The following is a 24,782-nucleotide window of genomic DNA, read 5'->3' on the forward strand; positions in this document are numbered from 1 at the left end:
CTCGGGCTTCGGCTTGAACCCGCTGCCCTCGCGTCTCGGCGCATACGCCGACTACAACGATCTCTTCGACGAGTGCAACCGCAACTCGATTGGCATCGGCATCCGGAGCCCGCAAACTCTCGGCGCGTGGCCGAACGGGATGCAAGAGATGCTCATCCTCGTCACCGCGCCCCGTGGACTCGACAACATCGGACGGATCTCGGGGAACATCCAGCCCGTCAACTCCACAGGCTGCCTTCTTCAGCCCTGGCTGTCCAACACCGACTGCATGGGGCTCACGCAGACCGGATACCAGTCGCGCGGCACGCTCGCCTCGTGGCGAAACTGGACGGCACCGACTGTGTGCTGGAACTCTGGGGGCTACGGAGAGATTCCCCCCAGCAAGTACCCGTGCTGACTCCAGTACTTTCTTAGCGGAGGTCCGACTATGAGAAACAAAGGGCACGGGCGGTTCAGAGCCGCCCTCACGGCCGTTTTCTTTGTGGCGGGATCGTTTCTCGTAGTCGGACTTGCTGCGCAGTACCTGGAAACGAGGGTCAGCGCAGAGGCGCAATGTCAACTTGCGCCCCCTGCCAACGTTGCCTTGACAGAGCAGGCGCTGACGTACGCCGAGGCCTCCGCGTGGCCCATCGGGCGGCAGTGCACCTGGCTGCTCGCAGACGGCACTACAGCCACGATTCACTCGAGCTGGACAGTCACATTCCTGACAGTTGGTGCCACCGCCGTCTGCATCTTGCTTGCTGTGTGGGCGGGCTACATTGCACACCGGACACGCGACCGCCTGCTGTGGGGTCTGGCTTCCGTGAGCGTTATCGCCCCCGCCCTGACGTGGATCATCCTTGGCTGGGCTGCTTCCACCTTTCAGTACGGAACAGCCAGTTAGCTGACAGTGCGGACGCTACTCGGGGTTGACACGTACGTGTCAACCCCGAGTGCCATGTCGGCGGGCGTGACTACCTGAGAACCCAGCTCACGAACGCGAGAAGTTCGGTCGTGACTCGTTCCCGATTCGCCTTGTACTGCGGACGCCTGCCGGCACGAGAATGCGCGGGCATGTTCGGGTCTGTCACGTAGCCGCGCTCTTCAAGCTCTGTGAGGGCTTCGACAGTCGTCGTCACCGCAAGGCCGGTGGCCTGTGTGATCTCGGCGCGGGATGCGGACTCGACGCTGAGGAGGTACCGCAGGCAGATCAGGCGCGATTCGTTCTGAATGACCCGATGCGCGTTCAGCGGTTCCCCCGTCAGGTCGGGTATCGGGGTGCGAATCGGCATGGCTTCATTGTGCCAGTAGTGGCATGACCCAGATTGTTAAAGCACTCTCATCCAACATCTCGGGTAACGCGTTACCGTTGATTCGAGGGCGAGTTATCGCCTCCCGCGGGGAGCATGTCATCGCCCGTCGTTAGCATGGTGCACGCAGGGGGTGCGAAGTGACTGAAAAGGTCGAAAATACAAGCTTCCGAGGCGCGTCACGCGCCGAGGGCTACGTCGAGTCGGTCGAGCTGCCGTCATCGCCGCGAGCGGGTGAATCTGTCCCCCAAATGGGGGACAAGACGCATAAAGCGCAAGCTTCACCGACGGACGATCTGCTCGACCGGTTTCGCAACGATGTTGCACCGGCCGAGCCTCCGGCGGTGATCGACGACGTGCCCCTGCCGGATGAAGCGCAGGGCGCGCCGGAGGCTGCCGGCGGCGTCCCGTCGGTAGATCTCCGAATTAACCGTCGCGAACGTGCCGCAGAGGCGCCGTCGCTTGGCTGGCGGGCCGTCGCACGAAACCTGGGTTTCAAGGTGAAGCAGGGCCCCGCGGAACTGGCCGCGGCCGAGCTGGGTAGCGCTCGATCGCTCATCCGACTGTCGCGCTGGCAGCGCAGCGTCGGGATTCTCGTTGCCAATCCCAAAGGCGGCGTCGGGAAGACACCCCTCTCGCTCGCGATCGGTGGCTGCTTTGCTACCACCCGTGGGGGAGGGACAGTTGTTGTCGAGGTCGCAGACGACCCCGGCGCCCTGTCGGTGCGTTCCGAAGGTCGCGCGAACGTCGGCGTTGCCGAGCTGCTGCGCGACCTCGACCAGATCCGCGGCGCCGGCCACCTCGCCGGCTATGTCTCGCAGCAAACCAGCTACGCATCCGTGATCGGCACCGTGGGCGACCGGGAGCCCCTGAGCGGCGAGGACGTCAAGCGGATCACGAGCAAGATCGACGAGTTCTTCCCCGTCCGCGTCATGGACACCGGTAACCAGCCCAGCTCGAGCGCGTTCCACGGGGCACTCGATGTCACCGACGTTCTCGTGATCCCCGTGCTGGATGCTCTCGACGCCCTGCAAGGCGCTATGCAGCTCCTCCGGCACCTCCACCAGGGCGGCGGCCACGCCGCGCATCTGGCACGAAACGCGATCGTCGTCCGTACCCACGACGGCCGGCCCGAGGATGCCGAGGTCAGCGCTTACGCAGACGAGCTGATCGAGAAGGCCGGCATCCGAGCGGTCTACCACCTGCCGACGGATCACCACATCGCTGAGCGCACGACGCTCGTCTACGGCCAGCTCGCGCCTGCCACGAAGGACGCAATCACCCGACTGACAGCCGGCGTGGTCGAGCAACTCAACACCGAACTACGAAAGGCGCAGTGACATGCAGAATCCGCTTGACGGGATCATCCCCGACTTCACGATCTTTGGAGCGCAGTTCACTGAGCTGTGGCAGAAGATCCTCGCCGGTGTCTGGGCGATCGCAATCGTCATCAGCATCGTTTTCCTCATCCAAGCGATCGTGAAGGTTGGCCAGAACGGCGAGAGCAACCCCGCCGCCGTCGCAGAGGGCAAAAAGCAGGTGCTGTGGGCCAGCATCTCCCTCGGCGTCTTGGTCGCCCTCGCCGTCGTTGTTGGCGCCATCATCGCGATCTTCGCCTGACCATGAGCACGCCGACGACAGCACCGCGCCGCCGCTGGGTATGGGTCGCGGTCATCGCGGCCGCCGCGATTCTCGTCGCCGGCGGCATCGGGCTCGGCGTATTCCTCGGCAGCCGCGGGGACAACACCGCGGCGCCCGAGCCGCCCGCTCAGCCCACAACCCCACAAACCCCGTCGACGTCCGCCACGACCTCCCCCCCTGCCGTGGCGGGCGTCGACGGCTGCCTCGGAGGCGACTCCCGTGGACCGCAGGCCGTGCTCGACGCGCAGGCCGCGGCACCGCAAACCCCCGAAGGCGCCGTCTCGTTCGCGATCGCGTTTACGCGGTGGATCGGGCAGAAGCCGGTCGTACCCGCCGAAGAGGTTGCGCTCATCGACGGTGTGGCGTCTGTCGCGCCGAACCTCGCGCAGTCGGCTGCATCTGCCGAGAAGGTCGATGCGTCGCAGTTCTACCTCACCAGCCTGAACGGCTACTACCGGGTGGACAGCTTCACGGATCAGCGAGTGGATCTCACGCTGATGCTGCCGCTGGTGCTTCAGGGGGCGATCGATCCGACGCTCAACTTCATGCCTTCCTATGGCGTCGTTTGGACCGATAACGGGTGGGCGATCGAAGACGGTGAGTTCAAGGACGATGCGAACACACTTCGCACCACAGGAACGGTCATCCCGGAGGGCTGCTGATGCACCGCATCGACCTTTGGGGTGACTTCACCGACGGTGTGTCCGGTGCTGTCGACGCCGTGGGCGGGGTCGTCAACTTCTGGTCCGATCCGTTCGGGAACATGTACAAGTCGGGCCGCGACGCGACGATCAGCCTCAGCCGGGACGTCATTCCGGCGATCACCGAGTCGACTCTCCCGGATCTCACGTTGCAGTCGTTCCTAAGCACCTACGCCGTGTCGTTCGCGCTCGCGTTGATGCTCGCCGTTCTGTTGCTGTTCCCGCAGTTCGTGCGCGTCGCGAAGGGCGACCAGAGCGGGCAGGAGCTTTTCGAGGCGATCGGGCTGTACTTCCCCGGTTTCATCATGGGCGCGATGTTCGGCCCTCTCATTGGGCTGTCGATCATCGAGCTGCTGCGACTGCTGACCCGCAGCATCATCGATTGGGCCTATGGCGGATCGATCGAGCAGATGGTTGAGACGTTCTCGACCATCGCCCCGGATGACCCCGCGAAGATGACCGGCGCGGCCGTCGTGGGCATGATCGTCATCTGGGCGATGACGCTGGGCATGCTCATCATCCCGTTCATCTTCATCTTCCAGCTCGTCGTCCAGTACTTCACCGGCGCGCTCATCCCCATCGCTATTGCATGGATGGTCGACCCGCGTCGCCGTGCTGCCGCGTCGCGAGCCGTTGGCCTGTGGGTCGGGATGCTCCTTGTGCAGCCTCTGCTCTTCCTCGCACTCGGATTCGCGTTCCGGTTGCCGATCGACTCGGTGGCCGCATGGGGTAACGACGGGTTCAAGAACCTCGCCCGCGTCATCATCGCCGTCATGGCGATCGTGCTGGCCGTCTTCCTGCCGTTCGTGCTGATCACGTGGGCTCGGAAGAGCATTGCCGCGGCGCCGACGTCGGATTCGACGCCGACGACACCGATCGGGCCGACGTCGCCCGGCCGGTCGCACCGCGCTCCCAGCCGTGAGGCGCCCGCAGCGCCCACGCGTCAGACCGTTCGCACATCTGCGCGGCCGAGCGACGCTGCGGGCTCCATTGCCCCCAAGCTCGGCGCCCAGAACGCGGGGAAGGTACGCGCGAAGCAGCCCACCGGCGCCGGCACGCCCGCCCTGGCAAGTGCGGGCACCAAGGCGTCGACGGCATTTAACGCGGGGACCGCCGTGGCCGCGAAGGGTGCGCAGACCGTCGCGAGGAAGGCAAGCGAGACAGCACACGAATCCGTCACACCCCCGCCCGTTCAAGGTAAGGAGCGCCCGCAGTGAGCGAGTCACAGTACGAGTCCGAGCGCGGCATCTACATCCTCGGCGGCGAGGGCCGCCACCGCGGATTCTGGGGCACTCAGAGCAAGTCCCGGGGATGGGGCACGGTGGCGATTATCGGTGTCGGCATGGTCTTCACGCCGGCCCTCGGGTGGGTCGCGATCGTCTCCGCTTTGGTGGGCGTGACGGTCCTCGTCATCCTCACGAGCGGCACCCATAACGGGAGCATCATCGAACGTCGGCGCCGCTCGCGGCGGCACCAGCTCGCCCAGCGCACGCACGCGGATGAGTTCATCCCGTACGACGCCGATCGTGCGGCGCTGCTGACCACCGCGCTTGAGCAGACGAACAAGACCAAGGACAAGGCTGACCGGGCCGGCCGCATCGAATGGGCGCGTGAGCTGAACGCGATGCGAGCCAACCCGGACGGCTGCGACGGTATGGGCTGGTTGCAGTCCGGCCGTGGCGTCCCCGGGATCGCCTGGCACGGCCCGACCGGGGAAGAGCCCTACCTGAGTGTCGCGTTCTCGGTGAGTGGCCAGCTGCGCGGCATGGAGTCGTCCGAGAACGTCGTACGCGGCGCCGAAGCGTTCGGAGCCTTCCAGGCCAGTAAGGCCGCTCCGGGCTCGCTGATGCGCATGATGCAGTCGGTCACCCGGGTTCTGCCGGCAGACACCGCGCTGCAGGAGTTCTGGGTGCTCAACAACATCGACGAGGACGCGCCCGATTGGGCGAAGAAGTCCTACGAAGAGGTGCTGATCGAGTCGTCTCGTGGAGCCATGGTGCAGCGCCACTACGTCGTGGGCCGCTGGCCCGTGAACGCTCGGTTCGTCGAGCAGGCACGCAAGTACGGCACCGGTCGTGACGGGTGGCGCAAGCTCATGGCAGCCGAGATCGAGTCGTTCCGCCGCGGGCTGCTCGACTCCCGCCACTCATGGGCGGAACCGCTCACCGCCCGCGGAACGGCGGCGGTGATCCGCCACATGCAGAACCCCTCACGGCCCCTCGACCTGGTGCGCGACATGGAACCCACGAGCACCGGAGAACGAGCCCGGGGCGGGGAGTACTCCGCTCACGTCGTAGAGGGCATCGACCCGGAATCGGGCGAGCACGTTGAGTGGTGGCACCGCACCGCGGTGATCCGCGCGGAATCGCTCACCGTCGCGCAGCGGCGCCCGCTGTGGCTGCTCGAGCTGCTGGTCGGCCGCGAGCTGGACATGATCCGCACCGTCAGCTTCCACGTCGAGCTGATCCCCGCCGGGGAAGCCCGCCATGCCGCACGTCGTGACCTCGTGTCGGACATGGCCGCGGAGATCTCCGAAACATCGAACGGGAAGATCCCGCTGGACGAGGGCAAGGTGAAGATCCTCGCCGCCCAGCGTCGACGCAGCGACCTCGCGGAAGGCAGCGGACACCACGGCGCGAACTGGGTCGGTTTCATCACCATCACCACCGACAGCCGCGACCGTCTCGCCTCAGCGAGCCGGGAACTCGCGGAGGTCTGCGCCAACGAAGTCGGCATCCAGCGGTTGGAGTGGCTGGACTCGTACCAGGCCGCAGCAAGCGGCACGACCTGGCCCATCGCGCGCGGGCTGCGCCCGCACGTACCCACCTTCGGTGCACGCGCTATGCGCGTCATCGCGGGCGGGGGAGACAAGGAGGCGATCGCGTGAGCGAGAGCACGACGCCCCGCCGGTCGCGGCGGAGCAAGAAGCAGTCCGACGTTGCCGTTGCGGAGATCCCCGCTGACGTCGAGGAGACGCACGGCGAGGTCTCGCCCTATGAGCTGCCCGGGCGTAACCGGCGTGCGAACACTCGAAAGGCGGGACGTGGGTACTACGCGCCGGTATTCGAGGGAGCCCCCTCGACGACCCGGCAGACCTCCGTGCTGAACACTGCGCTCATCGGCCCGGTGACGGGAACCGCCGGCGTCGCGAACGGTCGCGACATGCTCTCGCACACCCTCATCGCCCATGATCCGATCACCGCGTACAACTCGAACCCCCGCCTGATCTCCTCCCCGAACACCGTGGTCGCCGGCGGTGTCGGAGGAGGCAAATCGTCGTTCGTGAAGACGGTTTACGTGATCCGGCCGCTGCTGATCCGGCGCCGGCGCGCGGTGATCTTTGACAAGAAGAACCGCGGCGGCGAAGGCGAGTACGCGGAGCTGGTGCGTGAGTGGGGGACTGGTGAACCGATCCGGTTCACCACGGACGGTTCCGGGTCGCGGCTGAACCTGCTCGACCCGCTCATCGTCAACCAGATCGGCTCAGCCGGCACCTACCGGCTGCTGCACGCGATCCTCCGTATCGCTCGTGACGGTGAGCGCATCGACGAGTGGGAGGAGAAGGCGGCACGCTCGGCCCTCACCCGGGCTCTCGTGCAGTTCGAGGACGCGCGGCGCGTACCCACCATGAGCGATCTGCTGCCGCTGCTGGGCGACGTCGATGCCGAGGAGCTGAACGGCAGCGAGCAAGCACGCGACCGGCTGCATCAGGCCGGCCTTGGGGTCCGGTTCACCCTCGAAGGGCTGTTGGAGGAGTACGGCGGCCTGCTCGACGGCGACACCAGCAAAGAGGTGGCGCTGACCGGCAAGCTGACGAGCTTCGATATCTCTCAGCTCCCCGGTGAGGGTCCGTCCTCGCACGTGGTCCGCGCGATCGGCAACCAGTGGATGCTGGGCCGGCTTCGTGCCGATCCGGGCTGGCAGACGACCTGCATCAACGAGGAAGGGTGGGACATGGTTCAAGGCCCCACCGCGCACCTGCTGAAGTCGAACCAGAAGCTCTCTCGTGGCCTCGGCCTGAGCAACGTGTTCGTGTTCCACAAGGGCGCCGATATCCCCGTCGATTCCCCCGGCCGCACTGTCATCAGCGAAGCCCAGAGCATCTACATCTTCCGGCAGGACCGCCAGGAAGATGCCAACTGGGCGGTGCAGACGTTCGGGTTCGACCCGTCGACCGCTGAGACGTTGCAGAACCTTGCCCCCGGACACTTCGTCTTCAAGTACGGCAGCGTTCCCGAGACGCACGTGCAGCACGTGCGCTCATCGATCGAGATCGGGTTGACCGACACCGACGAGGGCATGCGAGGCGACGGCCAGGCTGAAACCGCCGAGGAGACGCGAGGGGACGGCCAGGCTGACGCATGAAGATCAAGCTGGTTGCGATCGTCGCGGTGGTTGGGTTCGTCCTGACCTTCGGGGTGGCGTTCATCCTCGCATCGGTGCAGCGCGCCGATGCCGCCGACATGTGTATGGCCGACACCGGCTCACTGCCGGCCGAGGTCAACGGCTATAAGCGTGACCAGCTCACCAACGCCGCGGCGATCGTCCGCGCCGGCATGGATCTCGGCATCGACCAGCACGGCCAGATCCTCGCGGTGATGACCGCGATGGGGGAGTCGTCACTGCGGAACGTCACCTATGGAGACTGGGAGACGTCGGGGGTGACGAACCCGGACGGGTCGCGTACGACGTCGATCGGACTGTTCCAGCAGCAGGATTCGTGGGGCACCGTCCAGGAGCGAATGGACCCCTCCCGCTCGGCCGCACTGTTCTACGGCCGGCTGACGAGCGTGGACGGGTGGCAGACGATGCCCGCGACCCTCGCGATCCACGCCGTGCAGGTCAACGACAACCCCCAGCACTACGCCCCGTTCGAGGCTGACGCGAAAGCGATCGTTACGGCGTTGACCACGGCGTGCAGCGCAGGCACGGGGGAGTGGGTCGTTCCCGCCCGGGGGAAGATGACCGACCGATTCGGCTCGTGCGAGATCAACCGCCCGGGCGATAGCTGCCACAAGGGGACCGACTTGGCCACCGGGTCATGCGGGAGCCCGATCTGGGCCGCTGGCAGCGGCACCGTGACCTTCGCCGGCGTGCAGCCCTACCGCGGAAACGTCGTGTGGATCGACCACGGCAACGGCATCGAGTCCGGCTACTTCCATATGGAAGACGGCAGCCTGCGGGTGGCCAAGGGCGATCAGATCGCCGCGGGAACACAGATCGGCACGATGGGCGAGACAGGGTTCTCGTTCGGGTGCCACCTCCACTTTGAGATCCACCACAGCGGCAAGCCGATCAATCCCGAGCCGTTCATGCAAAACGCCGGCGCACCGCTGCCGGGGTGACCGCCAAGAAAGGAAACCGCATGTTTCTACCCCTGATCCGCCGCAACAGCGGGAACACGGACCTCATCAACGTCACCCACATTCGCCGCGTGTGGGTAGAGGCAGCTGATGACCTTGACGGCAGCGATGCCGTCGTGAAGAGCACGCTCATTCTGTTCGTTCAGCTCGGAGAGGACGGCACCACTCACCGGTACGTGCCGGTCGACGTCACCGGGAAGGCGTGGCCGGACGCGAACGACAAGGAGCGGGCTCTACTGGGCTTCACGACACGCGCTCATCAGTCGCTGTCCGAGTGACCTCGACCTCGACCTCGAAAGGAACTACCCATGTCCACTCGATTCATTACCGGCCGTCTCTCTGCCGACCCTGAGGTGCAGCAGGCGGGCCGCATCCAGATCACCAAGTTCACGGTGCTCGAGAACACCTACGAGTACCGCGGCGAGGAGCGAATCGAGGGGCACCAGCCCCTCGCTCACTATGTCGAGGCGAAGTTCGAGCTCGGCGCGAATGCCGCGAGCTCGCTGCACAAAGGCGACGCGGTGATCGTCGTCGGCGCCGAGCGGGATGCCTCGTTCGGGGGCCGAGAGGGCACCGTGTACCGGCGCATCATCGACGCCTCCGCGATCGGTCCCGACCTCGCCCACGCGACAGCCACCGTCGATCCCATCCGCCGTGCCCCTGCTACAGCAGCGCCGGCCTCCGCAGAAAGCTGACCGCGCATGTTCTCGCAATCCGGCATGCCCGACATCCAGCCGCAAATCCCACCCATTCCCGGACTTGCTGAGTCGATCGCGGGGTTCGGCGCCGTTGCCGGGGGCATCGCGTTCGTCGCGCTCGTTCTAACCGCGGTATTCGCCGCTTTGGGTGATCGGTGGCGGCTGGGTGTTGTGACCGTCACGATCGGCAGCGTCGCGGCGGTTGTCACGGTCTTCTGCTGCGTCGCTGTGGGTGACTGGCGGCCCGCGATCGCGGTCGTGGCTGGCCTCGTGCTCGCGATCGTCATCGTCGTGGCCGTGCGCTGGCAGCGCCGCCGAGTCTCATGGCGCTGAGCCCGCGGCGCTTGATGCTCGCTCCGATCCTGATCGGGGCGAGCATCTGCGTTACCGCGTGTGTGCCTCTCGGCGGTCCCGACGCCGGCAGCTCGTCGACGAGCGGTGTCGTGGTCGCGGTCGTTGACGGCGACACGATCGACGTCGACACCGGCGCCGGCGCGCAGCGGGTGCGGATCATCGGGATAGACACCCCCGAGATCGGCCGGGGTGGGAACACAGACGAGTGTTACGCGCAGGAGGCGCGCGAGATCCTGGATGAGCTGATCTACCGCAGCGACGTCGAGCTGATCGCGGACCCCACCCAAGCCGACGTCGACCGGTGCGGCCGACTACTGCGGCACGTCCGCCACGACGGCCACAGCATCGCCCTGACACTCATCGAGGCGGGCGCTGGGTATGAATACACCTACGACGCCGCTTATGACGGCCAGGAGGCCTACAGGGCCGCTCAGAACGCCGCCGAGCGCGACGGTCGCGGCCTGTGGGCAGCGTGCGCGACGGGCGGCGACAGATGACCGCGTTCGCGCTCACCCGGCGGGCGGCTTCGCGCTGAGAGGCGTCACCGCAGACGCCCATACCCACGCGCGATGCTCAACACCGCCCACGGGGAACCGGATAGCTACGGCATCCGGTGTCCACCGGCACGCCTCGGCTTCGACCCACACGGGTGTTGCGCTGAACCGCACCCACGCCCGGACGGGCCTTGGTTTCGGGTCGATCGTCACGGGCTCGGTGTCGAGGCCGATCTCTTCGCGGGAGAGAGACTGCAGCGGGCCGGCGTCGCGCGCGATGCGTTCCAGGATCTTCTGATCCATCCGCCGGTCGACCGAGGCCGCATAGCGCTTGTTCGTCCCCACGGTCACACCTGCCCCTCTCGGAACCAGGGTAACCGCGTTCGAACATTTGTTCTATCCAGCTCGCGCCGTGGGCAGGGGTGTCCGCTGCAGCGGCACCCGAAGCCGCGCAGCGGACGGCCGGCGGCGGGGCCATGGTGCCCCCCGGAGGGAAACGAGCACCATGATGACCGCCGTCGGGATTGCAGTCATGGCGGTGCGCATATCTGGATGCGATGGTCTCGTCGGCCTGACCGACGAATCTGGAGTCTGGTACTGGCTGAAGCAGCAACGGTCTCCCTCCTCCGCATCGTCGGGCTCGTCCTCCTTGCAAACCTTACAACGGTGCTGAATAAGCCACCGGAACTTGCAGCATTCCTTGGCTGCTCCGCTTCATAAGCGGCTGATGGGCACCGGTGACCGCGAACGGGAGCAGATCCTCGCTCAGTATCAGGCCACTCCCGAGGCGCCCAGGAGCACCCCGACCCCGTAGGTGGCGGCGAGTGCGAGGGCGCCGCCGGTGACGACGCGGATCATGGCGCGGGGTCGGGAGCTGCCGCCGATGTGTGCGGAGATGGCGCCGGTGATGGCGAGGGCGATGAGGACGGCCGCGAAGGTCACCGGAACACGCCACTCTGGTGGGGGTAGGAGGATGGCGAGCATGGGGAGGATCGCGCCGATCGTGAACGCGGCTGCGGAAGCGACCGCCGCGTGCCAGGGGCTCACGACGTCGTCCTCGTCGATGTTGAGCTCGGCTGATAGGTGCGCGGCAAGGGCGTCGTGCGCGGTGAGCTCCACGGCTACCTGTCGTGCGGTCTGCTCGCTGAGCCCACGGGCCCGGTAGAGCCCGGTGAGCTCGTCGAGCTCTTCCTCCGGCATGTCGCGCAGTTCCTGCCGTTCCTTCGCGATCAGGGCGCGTTCGCTGTCGCTCTGGCTGCTGACGGAGACGTACTCGCCGAGGGCCATCGAGATCGCACCCCCGACCAACCCCGCCAGCCCGGCGGTGAGGATGGGCCCGGAGGCGGTGGTCGCGCCGGCGACGCCGACCACGATCGCGGCAACAGAGACGATGCCGTCATTTGCGCCGAGCACGCCGGCACGCAGCCAGTTCAACCGTTGCGCAATGCCGTCGCGATGCGGCTCATCGGGGTGCGGCTGGAGCGCGGGGTTGTCTGCGGGCAGATCTGTCGACATGACCCCAATACAAGCACCGCTGGTCCCGGTGAGCAACGTTGGTGAGGCTAAGCGTGCCGCGGCCAGGCGGCTAAGAATCCTGGAAGAAAGGAGGGGGATCGTGGGAACTGTCGATAGCCGGAGCTACGCGAAGTGAGTTGAGAATGGCGACAGATACGGCCCCCCTTTCACGGGCGGCAACGTTCCGCACTGACGATACGGTTGCGCGGGTCCGGCGGGTCCGCACTCGTCGACGGATGCGCGCGGCCGACCTGATGGTTGTTGCGGTCTGGCTGTCGGTCGCCGTCGCGATCTCCCTGTGGCTCGCCTACGGCGGGATGAACCAGGTCACCGATCCCGCTTCCGCGATCACCGCGCTCGGCATCGTCACGGGACTTGTGGGTACCGACCTGATCCTGGTGATGCTGGTGCTCGCCGCTCGCATTCCGGCGATCGACCGCGTCTTCGGCCAGGACAAGGCGATGGCCCTCCACCGCAGGCTCGGCAAGCCCGCCCTCTCACTGATCCTCGCCCACGCAGCCCTCCTCACCGTCGGTTACGCGATGAGCGACGGGTCGAACGTGGTTGCCGAGACGATCGGGTTCCTCCAGAGCAAGGACCTGCTGCTCGCCTATCTCGGGTTCGGGCTGCTCGTCGCGGTCGTGGTCACTTCGCTCGTCGCCGTCCGCCGTCGCTTCTCCTATGAGGCCTGGCATCTGATCCACTTGCTCAGCTACCTCGCCGTGCTGGTCGCCGTGCCTCACCAGCTGAGCGCGGGCGGTGTGCTCGCCGAAGGCACCGGACAGCGGGTGTACTGGCTCGCCCTGTACGTGCTCGCGTTCGGTTCGATCGGTGTCTTCCGCTTCCTGGTGCCGATGATCCGCAGCGCGCGTCACGGCATCCGCGTCGCCGGGGTCGAGCAGGTCGCTCCGGGTGTCGTGTCGCTCCACCTCACGGGGCGGAACCTGGATCGGCTGCACACGGCCGGCGGCCAGTACGCGATTTGGCGGTTCTGGACGGGTGCGACGTGGTGGCATGCGCATCCCATCTCCTTCTCCGCTGTGCCGACCGCCACGACGGCGCGCATCACAGTGCGTGACCTCGGGCGCGGCAGTGCCGCGATCGGACGCGTGCGTCCGGGCGCGCGCGTCTCGATCGAAGGTCCGTACGGTGTCTTCACTGACGCGCACCGGGTCGCTCCGAAACTCGCAGTCGTCGCGGCGGGCATCGGCATCACGCCGATCCGATCCCTGCTGGAGCATTCCCCGCTCAGTCCGGGTGAAGCCACCGTCGTCCTCCGCGGCACCGATTCCACCCAGAGCTACCTGTGGAGCGAGATCGGCGCACTGCCCAGCATGCGCGGCAATACCGTGTATACGATGCTCGGTGCACGGCCTCCGGGCCTTGCCACCTGGATGTCTGCCGAGGCGCTGTCGCGTGGGGTGACGATCACCTCGGCGTTCCCTGACTTGCTGCGCTCGGACCTTTACGTGTGCGGGCCGCAGGCGTGGACGGATCTGGTGATTCGCGATGCCCGCGCCGCAGGATTGCGGGAAGCGCAGATCCACGTGGAGAGGTTCGACTGGTGAGGGCGCGCGCTACGATACTGGGCGCCCTGTCCTCGATTGCCGTACTCGCGGTCGGTTGGCAGCTCGGCGCTGATGGCCAGCAGTCAGAGACAACGACATCCGATACGGCTGCCGGATCAGCACCGACTTCGACTGTCACGCCGTCGGCGGATGCCGGAAGCAGCACAGCGACGCCCGCACCGACACCCAGTGCGTCCGCGTCGGAGACCACGACGTCAGCTGTCTCGGGGACTTTCACGGGGACATCCGTTCATACGCGTTTCGGTGACGTCCAGGTGCAGATCACCGTGCAGGACGGCATCCTCAGCGACGTGACCGCGCTGCAGCTCACCGACCAGGATTCCCGGTCGGTGTCGATCAGCAACCGCGCTGCCCCGATCCTTCGTCAGGAAGTCCTGTCCGCACAATCAGCGAACGTGCACAGCGTCTCAGGTGCCACCTACACGAGCAACGCCTACCTGACCTCGCTCCAGTCCGCCCTCGACCAGGCTGGACTGTGACCGTGACGACGCATGTGTTCAACACGATGGGCACGACGGCGAGCCTCCGCTTCGCGGGGCCGGTGCCGAGCGATGAGGTGCTGCTCCAGGTGGAAGATGCCTTCGCCGAGTTCGACCGCCGGTTCAGCCTCTACCGTGCCGACTCAGAGCTCAGCCGCATCGCGACAGGGGAGTTGACGCTCGCGCACTCCAGCGATGCCGTGCGCGACTGCTACAGGGAGGCGATGATGTGGTCGCATCGTACGGCTGGCGTGTTCACGTCTCACCGGCCGGACGGTGTCCTGGATCTGTCCGGCATCGTGAAAGCCGCGGCCATCGCAGCGGCTGGCACCATTCTCGACACCTTCGGCATGCCCTCCTGGGTGCTCAACGTCGGCGGCGACATCCTCACCCGCGGCAGCATCAACGGCTCCGCGTGGCGGATCGGGATCACAGACCCCGACGCCCGAACATCCCTCCTGTGCGCCCTCGAAGTGCAGAACCCACGGCAGGCGGTGGCCACCTCCGGCACCGCAGAACGCGGCGAGCACATCTGGCGAGCCCCGGCTACATCGGACACTCTCGTCCGTTACCGGCAGGTGACGGTCGTCGCCGATGACATCGTCACCGCCGATGTGCTTGCGACCGCGATCCTGGCCGGCGGTCCTCAGTGGTGCGACGACATCCTCGACCGGTTCGACGTCGACGCCCTCACCGTCGACGACCACGGGGGGATCACCGCATCGCCCGGGCTGCGGGAAGCCGCAAGCCTAATCCTCGGATGAGCGCGTCAGGCCCTGCCTATACTGCGATCATGCCCGAGCGTGCGCGGATCCTGCTCGTCGAAGACGACGCCCGCCTCGCCGGCATGCTCGAGCAGTTGCTGCGCTCCGAGGGGTATGACACCGTCCTTGCCCGCGACGGGCAGCGAGCCTTGCACGAAGGACTGACTCAGAGCTTCGATGCCATGATCCTGGACCGTGGCCTGCCGGCTATCGAGGGTCTCGACGTGCTCAACAGGCTCCGCAAACGCGGCGTGCTCACCCCTGCGCTGATCCTGTCCGCCCTCAGCAACCCCGCCGACCGTGTGGAGGGGCTGGACCGGGGAGCCGAGGACTACCTCGGCAAGCCGTTCGACATTGACGAACTCCTCGCCCGGATCCGCGCGCTGCTGCGCAGACATCTCAACATCGTGCCCACGCTTCCCCTCCCAAACGGAGCCCTGGACACGAGGAGCCGCACCGTCACGACTCGCGACGGTGACACGATCGACCTCTCCGAGCGGGAATCTCAACTCCTCGAGCACCTCGCACGCCGACCCTCGCAGATCTTCGAACGGCACGATCTGCTCGGCACGGTGTTCCCCGATGCGGACGATCCTGGCGTGATCGACACCTACGTGCACTATCTGCGCAGAAAACTCGGCCGCGAATCGGTGAAAACGATCCGCGGCATCGGCTACCAACTGGGACCGCTCCGGTGATGGCGCGCAGGCCTCGCGACCCGGAGGATCTCCGGGGCGCCGCGCTACGACTCACCGCCCAGTTCACCGCGCTCGTCCTCGTGGTGCTCGTCGTCGTCGGCGGGGTCGTCTTCGCGATCGTGAGCAGCAGCATCGCCGAGGCCAGCGAGCATGCGCTGCGCGCCGCCACCCAACTCGACTCCAGGAAGGATGCCGCCTCCGGCACCTTTGTGACCATCGTCGATACTCACAGCGGCGGCCAGATCGTCACGTCCGAGAGTATGCCCGACGGCCTGCTCGACACCGCCGCGATCCAATCCGTCGAAGCTGGCGGCGGGGACCAGCGATCCGAACGCACCGTCGACGGTCGCACCTACGCGCTGCTCACCACCGCCGATGGGGACCACGACCGCGTCATCCAGGTCGCTATCGATCAGCACGAGACAGCTGAGGAGCTCAGTCGTCTTTCGGCCGCGCTTCTTGTCGGCGGTGTGATCGCAGTCGTGCTCTCGTTCGCCGCGTCGTATCTGATGGCGAAGCGTGCCATGCGGCCCCTCGCCGATGCGCTGGCACTCCAGCGCCGCTTCGTCGCAGACGCCAGCCACGAGCTCCGTACCCCCCTCACCCTCCTCAGTACCCGTGCCCAGCTGCTCAAACGCAGAGGGCAGGACAGCCTGCCGAGTGACGTCACCGATGCCATCGAGGACGTCGTCACCGACACGAACGCCCTCACCGAAATCCTCGACGACCTCCTTATCGCCGCCGACCCACGAAGCAGCGCGACGCAGGAGCCCGTCGATCTCGTCGCCGTCGCCGACCGGGCCATCGCCCTCCTCGCCGACGACGCGACCGCCCGACACATCGAACTGATACGCACAGGCAAGTCAGGATCGGTAACCGTGACCGGGTCGCCCGCGGCACTCCTGCGCCTCGTCCTCGCACTGTGCACGAACGCGCTCGACCATGCGCAGCACGCCGTCAGCATCACAGTGACGGCGAGCGCGTCCAGAGCGGTCCTAACTGTGACCGATGACGGGCCCGGGTTCGACCCGACGATCGCCGCGACCGCTTTCGAACGATTCTCCAGCAGCCGAGCAGGCACCCGCACCGGCGCTCCGGGCAGCGGCACGCGACACTATGGCCTCGGCCTCGCCCTCGTGAGCGAGATCGCGCGGCGACACCATGGCACCGTCGCCATCGACCACTCGAACTCGGGCGGCACTGTCGTGTGCAGCTTCCCCGTCGCATCGTCGGCGCGTTAAGCACACGTTCACCTGCCCTATCGACATTCGATATCGAACTCCGATAGAAAGCCGGAGTGGCGAGCGAACCTTCCGTTGACGAACTGGAGGAGTACCGTGACCTCCTCGCTGGGCTCGTCAGGATGCACGTGCTGCACCACGCGTCACAGGAAGAGATCTACGGCGCCTGGATGATCGAGGAGCTCGCCAGTCACGGATACCGCCTCTCAGCGGGCACCCTCTACCCCATGCTCCACAGAATGGCCGAAGACGGCTACCTCACCGTACGAACCGAACGAACTGAGCGCGGCATCCGCAAGCTGTACTCCGCGACCGAGAAAGGCCAGCGCGGCCTCGCGGTCGCCCGGCAACGGATGCGTATCTTCACACAGGAAGACACAGGCCGATGACAACGGACACCACCACTCCCGCGCAAGCTAGACAGGGATCCACCCGCGAGGTGCTAGGGCGTGTTGCTAAACATCTGCGGTTGCCTCGTGGGTGAGTCTTGATGCGTGTTTCGTGACGTGATCTCGGATGAAGCGTGGGCTGTGATCGGTCCGCTGTTCCCGACTGCGAAGTCGACGGGTCGGCCGCCGGTGGATCGGCGCGCGGTGGTCGAGGCGACGGCGTGGCGGTTCCGGACTGGTGCGCCGTGGCGGGACGTGCCGGAGCGGTTCGGGAACTGGAACACGATCTATAAGAACTTCAACCGGTGGTCCGAGCTGGGCGTGTGGGCGCGGGTGCTGGAGAAGACGCAGGCTCTCGCGCAGCAGTCCGGGGATCTGGACTGGGTCGCGTCGATCGACTCCACGATCGTGCGCGTGCATCAGCACGGCGCCACCCTTCCCCGCGCCACAGGGGGCTCTGGCGAACTACAAGAAATTCGGTGACGAGCCACCCGATCACGCGATCGGCCGTTCCCGCGGTGGGTTGACGACGAAGAATCACCTGGTCTGCGACGGCAAGGGACGAGCTCTCGCGTTCATCCTCACGCCCGGACAAGCGGCGGACACGAGCATGCTGACCGCAACGCTGAGCGAGATCCGCGTCCCGGGCGCGAGAGGCAGGCCGCGGTCGAGGCCGGATCGGCTGCTCGCGGACAAGGGCTACCCGTCGAAGGCGAATCGCGCCTGGCTGCGCGAGCGCGGGATTGCCGCGACGATCCCTGAACGTGACGATCAGATCGCTCACCGCCGCAAGCGCCGCGGGCGACCGATCGACTTCGGTCAGGAGCAGCGGGTCCGCTACCGTGGCCGCAACGTCGTCGAGCGATGCTTCAACAAGCTCAAGCAGTGGCGCGGGATCGCGATGCGCTCAGACAAGACCGCACGCAACTACCACGCCGGTCTCTGCCTCGCCGCGACACTCCACTGGCTCACCAGCAGCGTTCACTGAACATCGACGTCGACGTCTTCACCCTCGCTCGTCCGCTTCAATCGTGCCAGGTGGTATCGCCACCCCTCTTCTTTTTTGCGCCGCCCTGAACAGGTGAAGTACTCGTAGCGATCGCCTTGCTTGTCACGGGGTCGTTCGATCATGAGCTTGGCGCCACACGAGCAGCACAAGCTCCCCTTGAGGTAGTGGTCGTACTTCTGAGGCCGCTCACCGACAGCGTTCTTCGCATCGAGCTGCGTCTGGACCTGCAGCCAGGTGTCCGGGTCGACCAGCGGGATGTGGGCGCCATCGTAGGTGACGCCGCGATGTGACCACGCTTACGCACCCGAGGACGAGGCAAGCCGCATTCGGGCCCGGCCGCACGCCACCTTTAGCCAAGCCATGGCGATACCCTGTCTATCGAGGTGTGGCTACGCGTTCGAGCCCATCAATGTCGAGAATCGTGACTTCACGACGCCCGTGGAGTTCGATGACACCGGAGGCGGCGAGAGCGGCAAGGCGTCGGCTCAGGGTTTCTGGCGTGGTGCCCAGATAGGAGGCGATTTCGTACTTCGCCAACGGTAGCCACACTGTGGGCACGCCGTCTCGGATGCCGCCGGGCAGATCCAGCAGGTAGGCCGCGATGCGGGCGCTGACATCGCTGGAGGTGATGGCGGCCAGCAACCGCTCGGCGGAGGCGAGCCTGTCGGACAGAGTCCGCAGCATCCGCAGACCGACATCAGGGTAGTCGCGCAGCAGCGCCGAGAGGTCTGTGTGGTCGAAGACGCACATCCGGCTGTCTTCCAGCGCGACGACGAGGTCATTGGGCAGGTGGCCGGTCAGGAAGGCCCGTTCGCCCACGACATCACCGTCGGTCACCGTGCGCAGGATTTGTTCCTGGCCGTTGGCCGCCGCATGACTGACCTTGAGCTGTCCGCTGTGCATCACCAACAGACGCGAGACCGACTGTCCTGGCGAATAGACCGTCTCCCCCTTGGCAACATGCACCGGGCGGACGAACTCCGCGACCCGCAACTGCTCCTCGCGGGTGAGTCCTTGGAAGATCGGCACGCGGCTGACGCACAGATCGTCCACGGGCATGTGGCAAGTCTACCGGAGTCGGCATCGGCGCCGCGGGACCGGACAGCGTCAGCTACGCCTCGGTAGCAGGCGGGCGCCGAACATGATCTATGTCAAGGAGTTCCGGACGCCGCAAACCTATCGTGAAGGTACCAATAAGGAACACATCACGAAAGGGGTCCACCATGGCCACCTCCACCCCCACCACCACTCACACCGTCCTTAGAGCGGAGGGATTCTCCTGCCCCTCGTGCGTGGCGAAGATCGAGAAGCAGGTCGGGCGACTCAAGGGTGTCGAGAACGTGAAGGTCCACTTCGCCTCCGCCCGCATCGAGGTGGACCACGACAACGAGCGCATCTCCGTGGATGACCTCGTCGCCGCTATCGCCAAAGCCGGCTACAAGGCCGCACCGTCCGCCTTCTGAGACCAACGGCCCCCGCGCGCCACCTGCGGACATCCTCCCCACATTCCACTCTGCCGCTCCGCCGGCACGAGACCCAGAAAGGTCGTACCCGAAAGTGAACAGGCTCCAAAAATGGGTCTATGGGAACTGGTCAGTTCCCGTCGTGTCCGGCGTGCTCATCATCACCTCCTTCGCCATCCAGTGGCTGGCCGGGGGTGCCGCCAACCTCACCGTCAGCCCCCAGTGGTGGCTAGACGCCGGCGCCCACGCCACTCACGCCAGCGAGGCTTTCACCCTCGGAGATGTCTTCATGATCGCCGCGGCCGTGGTGGCCGGCTACGGGATCGTGGTGAAGGCGGTGCGCGCGCTGATCGCCAAGGTCATCGGCATCGACCTACTCGTGTCGGTTGCGGCGATCGGCGCGGTCATCATCGGCAACTTCTGGGAGGCCGCGGCGGTCACGTTCCTGTTCGCGATCGGCCACGCGCTGGAAGCTGCGACCCTCAACAAGACCCGCTCGGCACTGGCCGAACTGGTCGCCGTCGCGCCCGATTCCGCGATCGTCGTGCGCGATGGCGAGCAACAGGAAATCCCCGCCGGACAGGTGAGAATGGGCGAGATCGTCCTGGTCAAGAACGGCGCGAAGGTCCCCGTGGACGGCCAGGTCGTCTCCGGCACCGGCGCCATCGACGAGGCCTCCATCACCGGCGAGTCCATCCCAGTGGAGAAAACTAAGGGCGGGCAGGTCTTCGCCGGCACCGTTTCCCGCGGCGGATTCCTACAGGTCCTGGCCACTGGCATCGGCGCAGACACCACCTTGGCCCGCATCATCCACCGAGTGGAAGAGGCTCAGGACGCCAAGGCCAAGACCCAGGCCTTCATCGACCGGTTCTCCACGTGGTACACCCCCGCTGTCATGGTCCTGGCCCTGGTGGCCGGACTCATCAGCGGAGACGTGGTGCTGGCCCTGACCCTGCTGGTCATCGGTTGCCCCGGTGCCCTGGTGATCTCCATCCCGGTCGCCATCGTGGCGGGCATCGGCCGCGCTGCGCGCAACGGCATCCTCATCAAGGGCGGCGAGTTCCTGGAGACTTCCGCGAAGATCTCCGCGGTCGCCGTGGACAAGACCGGCACGCTCACCGAGGGACGTCCCCAGCTGACCGACGTCATCATTTTGGATTCCACGCTCGACCGTGCGGAGGTGCTGCGCTGGGCCGCGGCAGCCGAGGCCGGCTCCGAACACCCACTGGCCCGCCCCATCCTGGAGACCGCCCGCGAGGAGGGCGTCGCCCCGCAGGGCATCCCCGGCGCCGTCACCCCGGTCCCCGGCAAGGGCATCGTGGCGAACGTCAATGGCCGCCAGGTGCTGATCGGCAACCCACCGCTACTGGAGCAGTACGGCGTTGCCTCAGGCATCGCCGAGGCAGCGCAGGCCGCCCAGGAGCTGGCCGCCGCCGGAAAAACTCCTATGATCGTCGCTGTTGACGAGACAGTGGTCGGCGTCGTCGCCGTCGCCGACCAGATCCGCCAGGACGCACCCGAGATGGTCGCGCGACTGCACCGGGCCGGCGTCGAGAAGGTCGTCATGCTCACTGGTGACACCCGACTGGTGGCCGAGGCCGTCGGCAAAGCCACCGGGATCGACGAGATCCACGCCTCCCTGCTCCCTGAGGACAAGCTGGACGCTGTCACCGAGCTACAGCGCCAGGGCCACACGATCGCGATGGTCGGTGACGGCGTCAACGACGCCCCGGCTCTCGCCACCGCGAACATCGGCGTGGCGATGGGTGCGGCAGGCTCAGCCGTGGCCGTGGAGACCGCGGACATCGCCCTGATGGGCGACAACCTGCTCAAGCTGCCCGAGGCCATCGGCCTGGCCAAGCGAACCGTGAACGTGATGAAACAGAACATCGCAATCGCCCTGATCACCGTGGTGCTACTACTGGCCGGAGTCTTCGCCGGCGGAGTGACCATGTCGATCGGCATGCTCGTTCACGAAGCCTCCGTGCTCGTGGTCATCGCCAACGCGATGCGGCTCCTGCAAAACACCCGAGACTCCACGACGACGCCAAAGAGCGAACGCACTGCTACGGGGACCTCGGCGGAGCATGTGACCGCCTGACGCCCCCGGGGCAGTGGACCCGCCCCGCGGCACCGAGCACCTCGAAGACTCAAAACAACGACGCAAACACCGAAATCAACACACGAAACAGAGGAGACCGACCATGAGCGAAAAGAACTTCACCCTGGGCGACAACGTCGAGCATTTCACCATCGCGGACGTGGCCAGGGACAATCCCGACTTCCGGAAGGTGCTGTGGACCGGAGAACACACCCAGATCGTGGTGATGACCATTCCGCCCGGTGGCGAGATCGGAGACGAGGTCCACGAACACACCGATCAGATCCTGACCTTCGTCTCCGGAACCGGCGAAGCCGACCTCAACGGCCACACACACCCCATCGATGCCGGTGACCAGTGCGCAGTACCCGCCGGTGCCCAGCACAACTTCCGCAACACCGGGGACCAGCCACTGGTGCTGTACACCATCTACAGCCCACCCGAGCACGCCGCCGGCGCCGCATTCGCCACCCGGGAAGAGGCTGACGCCGCCGAAGCCGCCGGTGAGGACGAACCACCCCGGCCCTGACCGCCACCGCCACGACAGACCCATCCGGGACGTCGACGACGCACCACCCAGTCCAGATCAGAAGGAGATTCCATCCATGTCCAAGGTTTATGTCTTCACCGGCTACGGCGGACCCGAGGCCCAGCAACTGATCGAGCGGCCTGTTCCAACGCCCGGGCCCGGGGAACTGGCCATCGAAGTCCGAGCCGCTGGTGTAAATCCGGCGGACTGGAAGATCCGGGAAGGCCAGCTGGGCCGTCACTGGAGCCTGCCGGCGCCGATGGGCCGTGAAGCCGCCGGCGTGGTCACTGAGGTCGGTGACGGGGTCGAGGACTTCGCCGTGGGCGACGAGGTGCTCGGCCTTGTGGCGCCCGGGCAGGGTGGAATGGCCGAGCACACGCTACTGCGCGCCGCCACGACTGTGGCCAAGCCCGAGGAGATCTCCTTCGCCGACGCGGCCACCATCCCGGTGGCCGCCGCCACAGCCTACGACGCCACCCACCAGATCGAACTCGAACCGGGCCAGACCCTGCTACTGCTCGGCGCCGGCGGCGGAGTGGGACTGATCGCGGCACAGATTGGTCGCGTGCACGAGCTCACGGTCATCGGCGTCGCCAGCGCAACCAAGCGGGAACTCGTCGAGTCAACCGGCGCCACCTTCATCGAATCCGGTCCAGGGGCGGCCGACCGGGTGCGACAGGTGAGCGCGGACGGCCCAGACTTGATCGTTGATCTCGTCGGTGGCGATGCGCTACGTGCTGTTGCGGACCTGGTGCCCGACCGAACCCGGATCATCTCCGCAGCGGACCCAGACACCGCCGCCGAGCTCGGCGGCCAGGCCCTGGCACGCACGGATGAGGCCATGGCCAAGATCACCGAGGTGATCCAATACGGGCTGGTCGATCCCCACGTGGACGCCCAGTTCGCCCTTGATCAGGCAGGTCAGGCGATTGCCGCCGTGGAGACCGGACACGCTGCTGGAAAGATCATCGTGGTGCCCTAAGGTGAATCGGCCTGACTTTCGTTCCTATCGGGAGCCTTGTCCGACAGGTGCCGGATTGGCTGATTCCTGGTCAGCGTAATACGCCTGTTCGACCTCGGCGGGTGTTCGCATGTCGAGCTCGCCGTGGAGGCGGGAGTTGTTCCACCACCACACCCACTCGAGCGTCGCCAGTTCGACTTGCTCGACTGTGCGCCAGGGCCCGCGCTGACGGATCAGTTCGGTCTTGTAGAGGCCGTTGACCGCCTCGGCGAGGGCGTTGATGCTCCTATAGTTGTCAACTCCTGATTTCGCCGGTTCTCGGGTCGGTCTTGACGAGGTGGTAGACCTCGCGGATCACGTAGCGTTTCAGGCATCGGATGATGTCGCGCTTGCTCTTGCCCTCGGCGGTGCGTCGGGCAACGTAAGCGATCGTGGGCTCGTGGAATCTCATCCTGACGATCACAGTCCGGTAGATGGCGGCGTTGAGTTGACGGTGTCCGCCGTGGTTGATGCGATGCTTGCCGCTGGTCATCCCTGATCCGGTCGGGATGGGGCTGATGCCGGCGAGTTTTGCGAATGCGGCCTCGCTGTGTATGCGTTCGGGGTTGTCGCCGGCGACGATGAGGATCTCCGCGGCGGTGTCGACGCCGATGCCGAACTCGTCGAGCAGGTGCGGGGCGCGTTGGAGCACGAGCTGCTCTTCGAGATCCTTGATCTCATCGTTGAGCGCGATCCATCGTTTCGCGATCGAGCGGAGAGCGTGACGGTTCGCGTCCTCCGGGGTCTCCAGTCCGCGGGGTCGGAGCGCGGCGCAGTGCCGCGCGACCATCTTCTGCGTCTTCTTGGCGGTCTCGCGTCGGAGGTCTTCGGTGGCGTGGACGAGCATCGCTTTGAGGGTGATCATCGCTCCGGTGCGGTCTTTCACCGCGGTGTCATGCGCGACTTTCAGCTGTCGAATCATCTCCACGACCCCGTCCGCGGTCTTCGGGATCGCGGTCGCGAATCCGGCGAGCACGGCCCGGGCGGCGTTTTCCGCGTCAAGGGTGTCGGACTTCCCGTTGAGTCGGCGCAGCCGCCGATCGGGGCGGGCGACCTCGATGACTTTGTGTCCGTGGCGGCGGACGAACGAGGTCAGCGCGGCCCCGTAGGAGCCGGTTCCCTCGATGCCGAACGCGATGACGTTCCCGAAGCTCGCAGCCCATCCCAGCAATTGCTTGAACCCGGCCGTATCGGTCGTGATCGTCAAGGTCGCGAGGATCCCGCCGACCGAGTCCGTCACCGCGGCGACGTGGATGTGTTTGTGCGTATCGACGCCGATCACGACGTGTCCGGAACGGACGGTCTCGAGTTCGGTCATGTGTGCTGTCTCCTTCACCGGTTAGCGTGGTCATCACGCTGTCGCCGGCGGGTGGACAGGACTGTCATGGGGACGCGTTGTCGAGACTGCTCCAGGCTCCTATCAGGTCACGCCCGATCCGGCGGCAGCGGTTACTGCGCGCCCGGC

At 66.3% G+C, this 24,782-nt stretch carries 27 protein-coding genes and 2 pseudogenes; 23 read left to right on the forward strand and 6 right to left on the reverse strand.

The annotated features are described in order from the left end of the window. Positions 1-397: hypothetical protein (locus tag O1W71_RS15485; protein WP_269268732.1), on the forward strand; the 397-nt coding region annotated here is incomplete at its 5' end. A 556-nt stretch (positions 398-953) separates the two neighbouring features. Here O1W71_RS15485 and O1W71_RS15490 read toward each other — a convergent pair. Continuing rightward, complete coding sequence (locus O1W71_RS15490; protein ID WP_269268733.1) at positions 954-1,271, reverse strand: hypothetical protein; 318 nt, start codon at positions 1,269-1,271, stop codon at positions 954-956. Positions 1,272-1,429: 158 nt separating this feature from the next. Here O1W71_RS15490 and O1W71_RS15495 point away from each other — a divergent pair, with 158 nt between their 5' ends. Genes O1W71_RS15495 through O1W71_RS15545 form a run of 11 tightly spaced genes read left to right on the forward strand, consistent with a single transcriptional unit; the run spans position 1,430 to position 10,543 of the window. Further along, the gene (locus O1W71_RS15495; protein WP_269268734.1) at positions 1,430-2,629 is read left to right on the forward strand and encodes a nucleotide-binding protein; all 1,200 of its coding nucleotides are present in this window, start codon (positions 1,430-1,432) and stop codon (positions 2,627-2,629) included. Position 2,630: 1 nt separating this feature from the next. Then, positions 2,631-2,909 (forward strand): hypothetical protein, encoded by a 279-nt coding sequence (locus O1W71_RS15500; protein WP_269268735.1) that lies wholly within the window; start codon positions 2,631-2,633, stop codon positions 2,907-2,909. Positions 2,910-2,911: 2 nt separating this feature from the next. Beyond that, positions 2,912-3,592, forward strand: coding sequence for a hypothetical protein (locus O1W71_RS15505; protein WP_269268736.1), 681 nt, complete (start codon positions 2,912-2,914; stop codon positions 3,590-3,592). Next, positions 3,592-4,848: a hypothetical protein gene (locus O1W71_RS15510; RefSeq protein WP_269268737.1), complete on the forward strand. Its 1,257-nt coding sequence runs from the start codon at positions 3,592-3,594 to the stop codon at positions 4,846-4,848. Before O1W71_RS15505 ends, O1W71_RS15510 begins: the two co-directional genes overlap by 1 nt. Further along, entirely contained in the window at positions 4,845-6,518 is a 1,674-nt protein-coding gene (locus tag O1W71_RS15515) for an SCO6880 family protein (protein WP_269268738.1), read from the forward strand. Before O1W71_RS15510 ends, O1W71_RS15515 begins: the two co-directional genes overlap by 4 nt. Beyond that, positions 6,515-7,996 (forward strand): ATP/GTP-binding protein, encoded by a 1,482-nt coding sequence (locus tag O1W71_RS15520; protein WP_269268739.1) that lies wholly within the window; start codon positions 6,515-6,517, stop codon positions 7,994-7,996. The genes O1W71_RS15515 and O1W71_RS15520 overlap by 4 nt, the downstream gene beginning before the upstream one ends. After that, the gene (locus tag O1W71_RS15525) at positions 7,993-8,976 is read left to right on the forward strand and encodes a M23 family metallopeptidase (RefSeq protein ID WP_269268740.1); all 984 of its coding nucleotides are present in this window, start codon (positions 7,993-7,995) and stop codon (positions 8,974-8,976) included. The genes O1W71_RS15520 and O1W71_RS15525 overlap by 4 nt, the downstream gene beginning before the upstream one ends. After that, positions 8,973-9,272 carry a hypothetical protein gene (locus O1W71_RS15530; RefSeq protein WP_269268741.1) on the forward strand — a complete coding sequence of 100 codons (300 nt, stop codon included), beginning with the start codon at positions 8,973-8,975 and terminating at the stop codon, positions 9,270-9,272. Before O1W71_RS15525 ends, O1W71_RS15530 begins: the two co-directional genes overlap by 4 nt. Before the next feature lie 30 nt (positions 9,273-9,302). Next, entirely contained in the window at positions 9,303-9,689 is a 387-nt protein-coding gene (locus tag O1W71_RS15535; protein ID WP_269268742.1) for a single-stranded DNA-binding protein, read from the forward strand. 6 nt (positions 9,690-9,695) lie between these two features. Continuing rightward, positions 9,696-10,025 (forward strand): hypothetical protein, encoded by a 330-nt coding sequence (locus O1W71_RS15540; protein WP_269268743.1) that lies wholly within the window; start codon positions 9,696-9,698, stop codon positions 10,023-10,025. A 14-nt stretch (positions 10,026-10,039) separates the two neighbouring features. After that, entirely contained in the window at positions 10,040-10,543 is a 504-nt protein-coding gene (locus tag O1W71_RS15545) for a thermonuclease family protein (protein WP_269268744.1), read from the forward strand. A gap of 12 nt (positions 10,544-10,555) precedes the next feature. Here the strand turns inward: O1W71_RS15545 and O1W71_RS15550 are convergent, their stop codons facing one another. Both O1W71_RS15550 and O1W71_RS15555 read right to left on the reverse strand, forming a co-directional pair. Further along, complete coding sequence (locus tag O1W71_RS15550; protein WP_269268745.1) at positions 10,556-10,891, reverse strand: hypothetical protein; 336 nt, start codon at positions 10,889-10,891, stop codon at positions 10,556-10,558. Between the two features lie 420 nt (positions 10,892-11,311). Continuing rightward, on the reverse strand, positions 11,312-12,055 hold the full coding sequence (locus O1W71_RS15555; protein ID WP_269268746.1) for a VIT1/CCC1 transporter family protein: 744 nt from the start codon (positions 12,053-12,055) through the stop codon (positions 11,312-11,314). A 254-nt stretch (positions 12,056-12,309) separates the two neighbouring features. On the opposite strand from O1W71_RS15555, the gene O1W71_RS15560 reads away from it, so the two are divergent. The 7 genes and pseudogenes from O1W71_RS15560 to O1W71_RS15590 all read left to right on the forward strand — a co-directional run bounded on the left by O1W71_RS15560 (position 12,310) and on the right by O1W71_RS15590 (position 18,203). After that, entirely contained in the window at positions 12,310-13,623 is a 1,314-nt protein-coding gene (locus tag O1W71_RS15560) for a ferredoxin reductase family protein (RefSeq protein ID WP_269268747.1), read from the forward strand. Between the two features lie 275 nt (positions 13,624-13,898). Then, positions 13,899-14,123 (forward strand): FMN-binding protein, encoded by a 225-nt coding sequence (locus tag O1W71_RS16445; protein ID WP_311200160.1) that lies wholly within the window; start codon positions 13,899-13,901, stop codon positions 14,121-14,123. Positions 14,124-14,125: 2 nt separating this feature from the next. Next, complete coding sequence (locus O1W71_RS15570; protein WP_269268748.1) at positions 14,126-14,887, forward strand: FAD:protein FMN transferase; 762 nt, start codon at positions 14,126-14,128, stop codon at positions 14,885-14,887. 29 nt (positions 14,888-14,916) lie between these two features. Continuing rightward, positions 14,917-15,585, forward strand: a complete 669-nt coding sequence (locus tag O1W71_RS15575; RefSeq protein WP_269268749.1) for a response regulator transcription factor — start codon at positions 14,917-14,919, stop codon at positions 15,583-15,585. Beyond that, a complete protein-coding gene (locus tag O1W71_RS15580; protein WP_269268750.1) occupies positions 15,585-16,826 on the forward strand; it encodes a sensor histidine kinase in 1,242 nt (413 codons plus the stop codon). The genes O1W71_RS15575 and O1W71_RS15580 overlap by 1 nt, the downstream gene beginning before the upstream one ends. A 56-nt stretch (positions 16,827-16,882) precedes the next feature. Then, a complete protein-coding gene (locus O1W71_RS15585) occupies positions 16,883-17,215 on the forward strand; it encodes a PadR family transcriptional regulator (RefSeq protein ID WP_269268751.1) in 333 nt (110 codons plus the stop codon). 105 nt (positions 17,216-17,320) lie between these two features. Then, positions 17,321-18,203 (forward strand): annotated as a pseudogene (locus tag O1W71_RS15590) (IS5 family transposase). 396 nt (positions 18,204-18,599) lie between these two features. Here the strand turns inward: O1W71_RS15590 and O1W71_RS15595 are convergent. Next, entirely contained in the window at positions 18,600-19,283 is a 684-nt protein-coding gene (locus O1W71_RS15595; protein ID WP_204947952.1) for a Crp/Fnr family transcriptional regulator, read from the reverse strand. 164 nt (positions 19,284-19,447) lie between these two features. On the opposite strand from O1W71_RS15595, the gene O1W71_RS15600 reads away from it, so the two are divergent. From O1W71_RS15600 to O1W71_RS15615, 4 genes are all read left to right on the forward strand, one after another. Continuing rightward, positions 19,448-19,687 carry a heavy-metal-associated domain-containing protein gene (locus O1W71_RS15600; protein WP_204947951.1) on the forward strand — a complete coding sequence of 80 codons (240 nt, stop codon included), beginning with the start codon at positions 19,448-19,450 and terminating at the stop codon, positions 19,685-19,687. A gap of 94 nt (positions 19,688-19,781) precedes the next feature. Beyond that, positions 19,782-21,788, forward strand: coding sequence for a heavy metal translocating P-type ATPase (locus O1W71_RS15605; protein ID WP_269268752.1), 2,007 nt, complete (start codon positions 19,782-19,784; stop codon positions 21,786-21,788). Positions 21,789-21,891: 103 nt separating this feature from the next. After that, positions 21,892-22,317, forward strand: coding sequence for a cupin domain-containing protein (locus tag O1W71_RS15610; protein ID WP_204947950.1), 426 nt, complete (start codon positions 21,892-21,894; stop codon positions 22,315-22,317). Between the two features lie 76 nt (positions 22,318-22,393). Then, positions 22,394-23,299 (forward strand): NADP-dependent oxidoreductase, encoded by a 906-nt coding sequence (locus O1W71_RS15615; protein WP_204947949.1) that lies wholly within the window; start codon positions 22,394-22,396, stop codon positions 23,297-23,299. Positions 23,300-23,323: 24 nt separating this feature from the next. Here O1W71_RS15615 and O1W71_RS15620 read toward each other — a convergent pair. Then, positions 23,324-23,557 (reverse strand): annotated as a pseudogene (locus O1W71_RS15620) (integrase core domain-containing protein); the annotation flags it as partial. Between the two features lie 16 nt (positions 23,558-23,573). Next, positions 23,574-24,635, reverse strand: a complete 1,062-nt coding sequence (locus tag O1W71_RS15625; protein WP_269268753.1) for an IS110 family transposase — start codon at positions 24,633-24,635, stop codon at positions 23,574-23,576. Positions 24,636-24,782 lie beyond the last annotated feature (147 nt).

It is taken from the genome of Microbacterium sp. H37-C3 (assembly GCF_027157935.1).
Lineage (GTDB): Bacteria > Actinomycetota > Actinomycetes > Actinomycetales > Microbacteriaceae > Microbacterium > Microbacterium plantarum.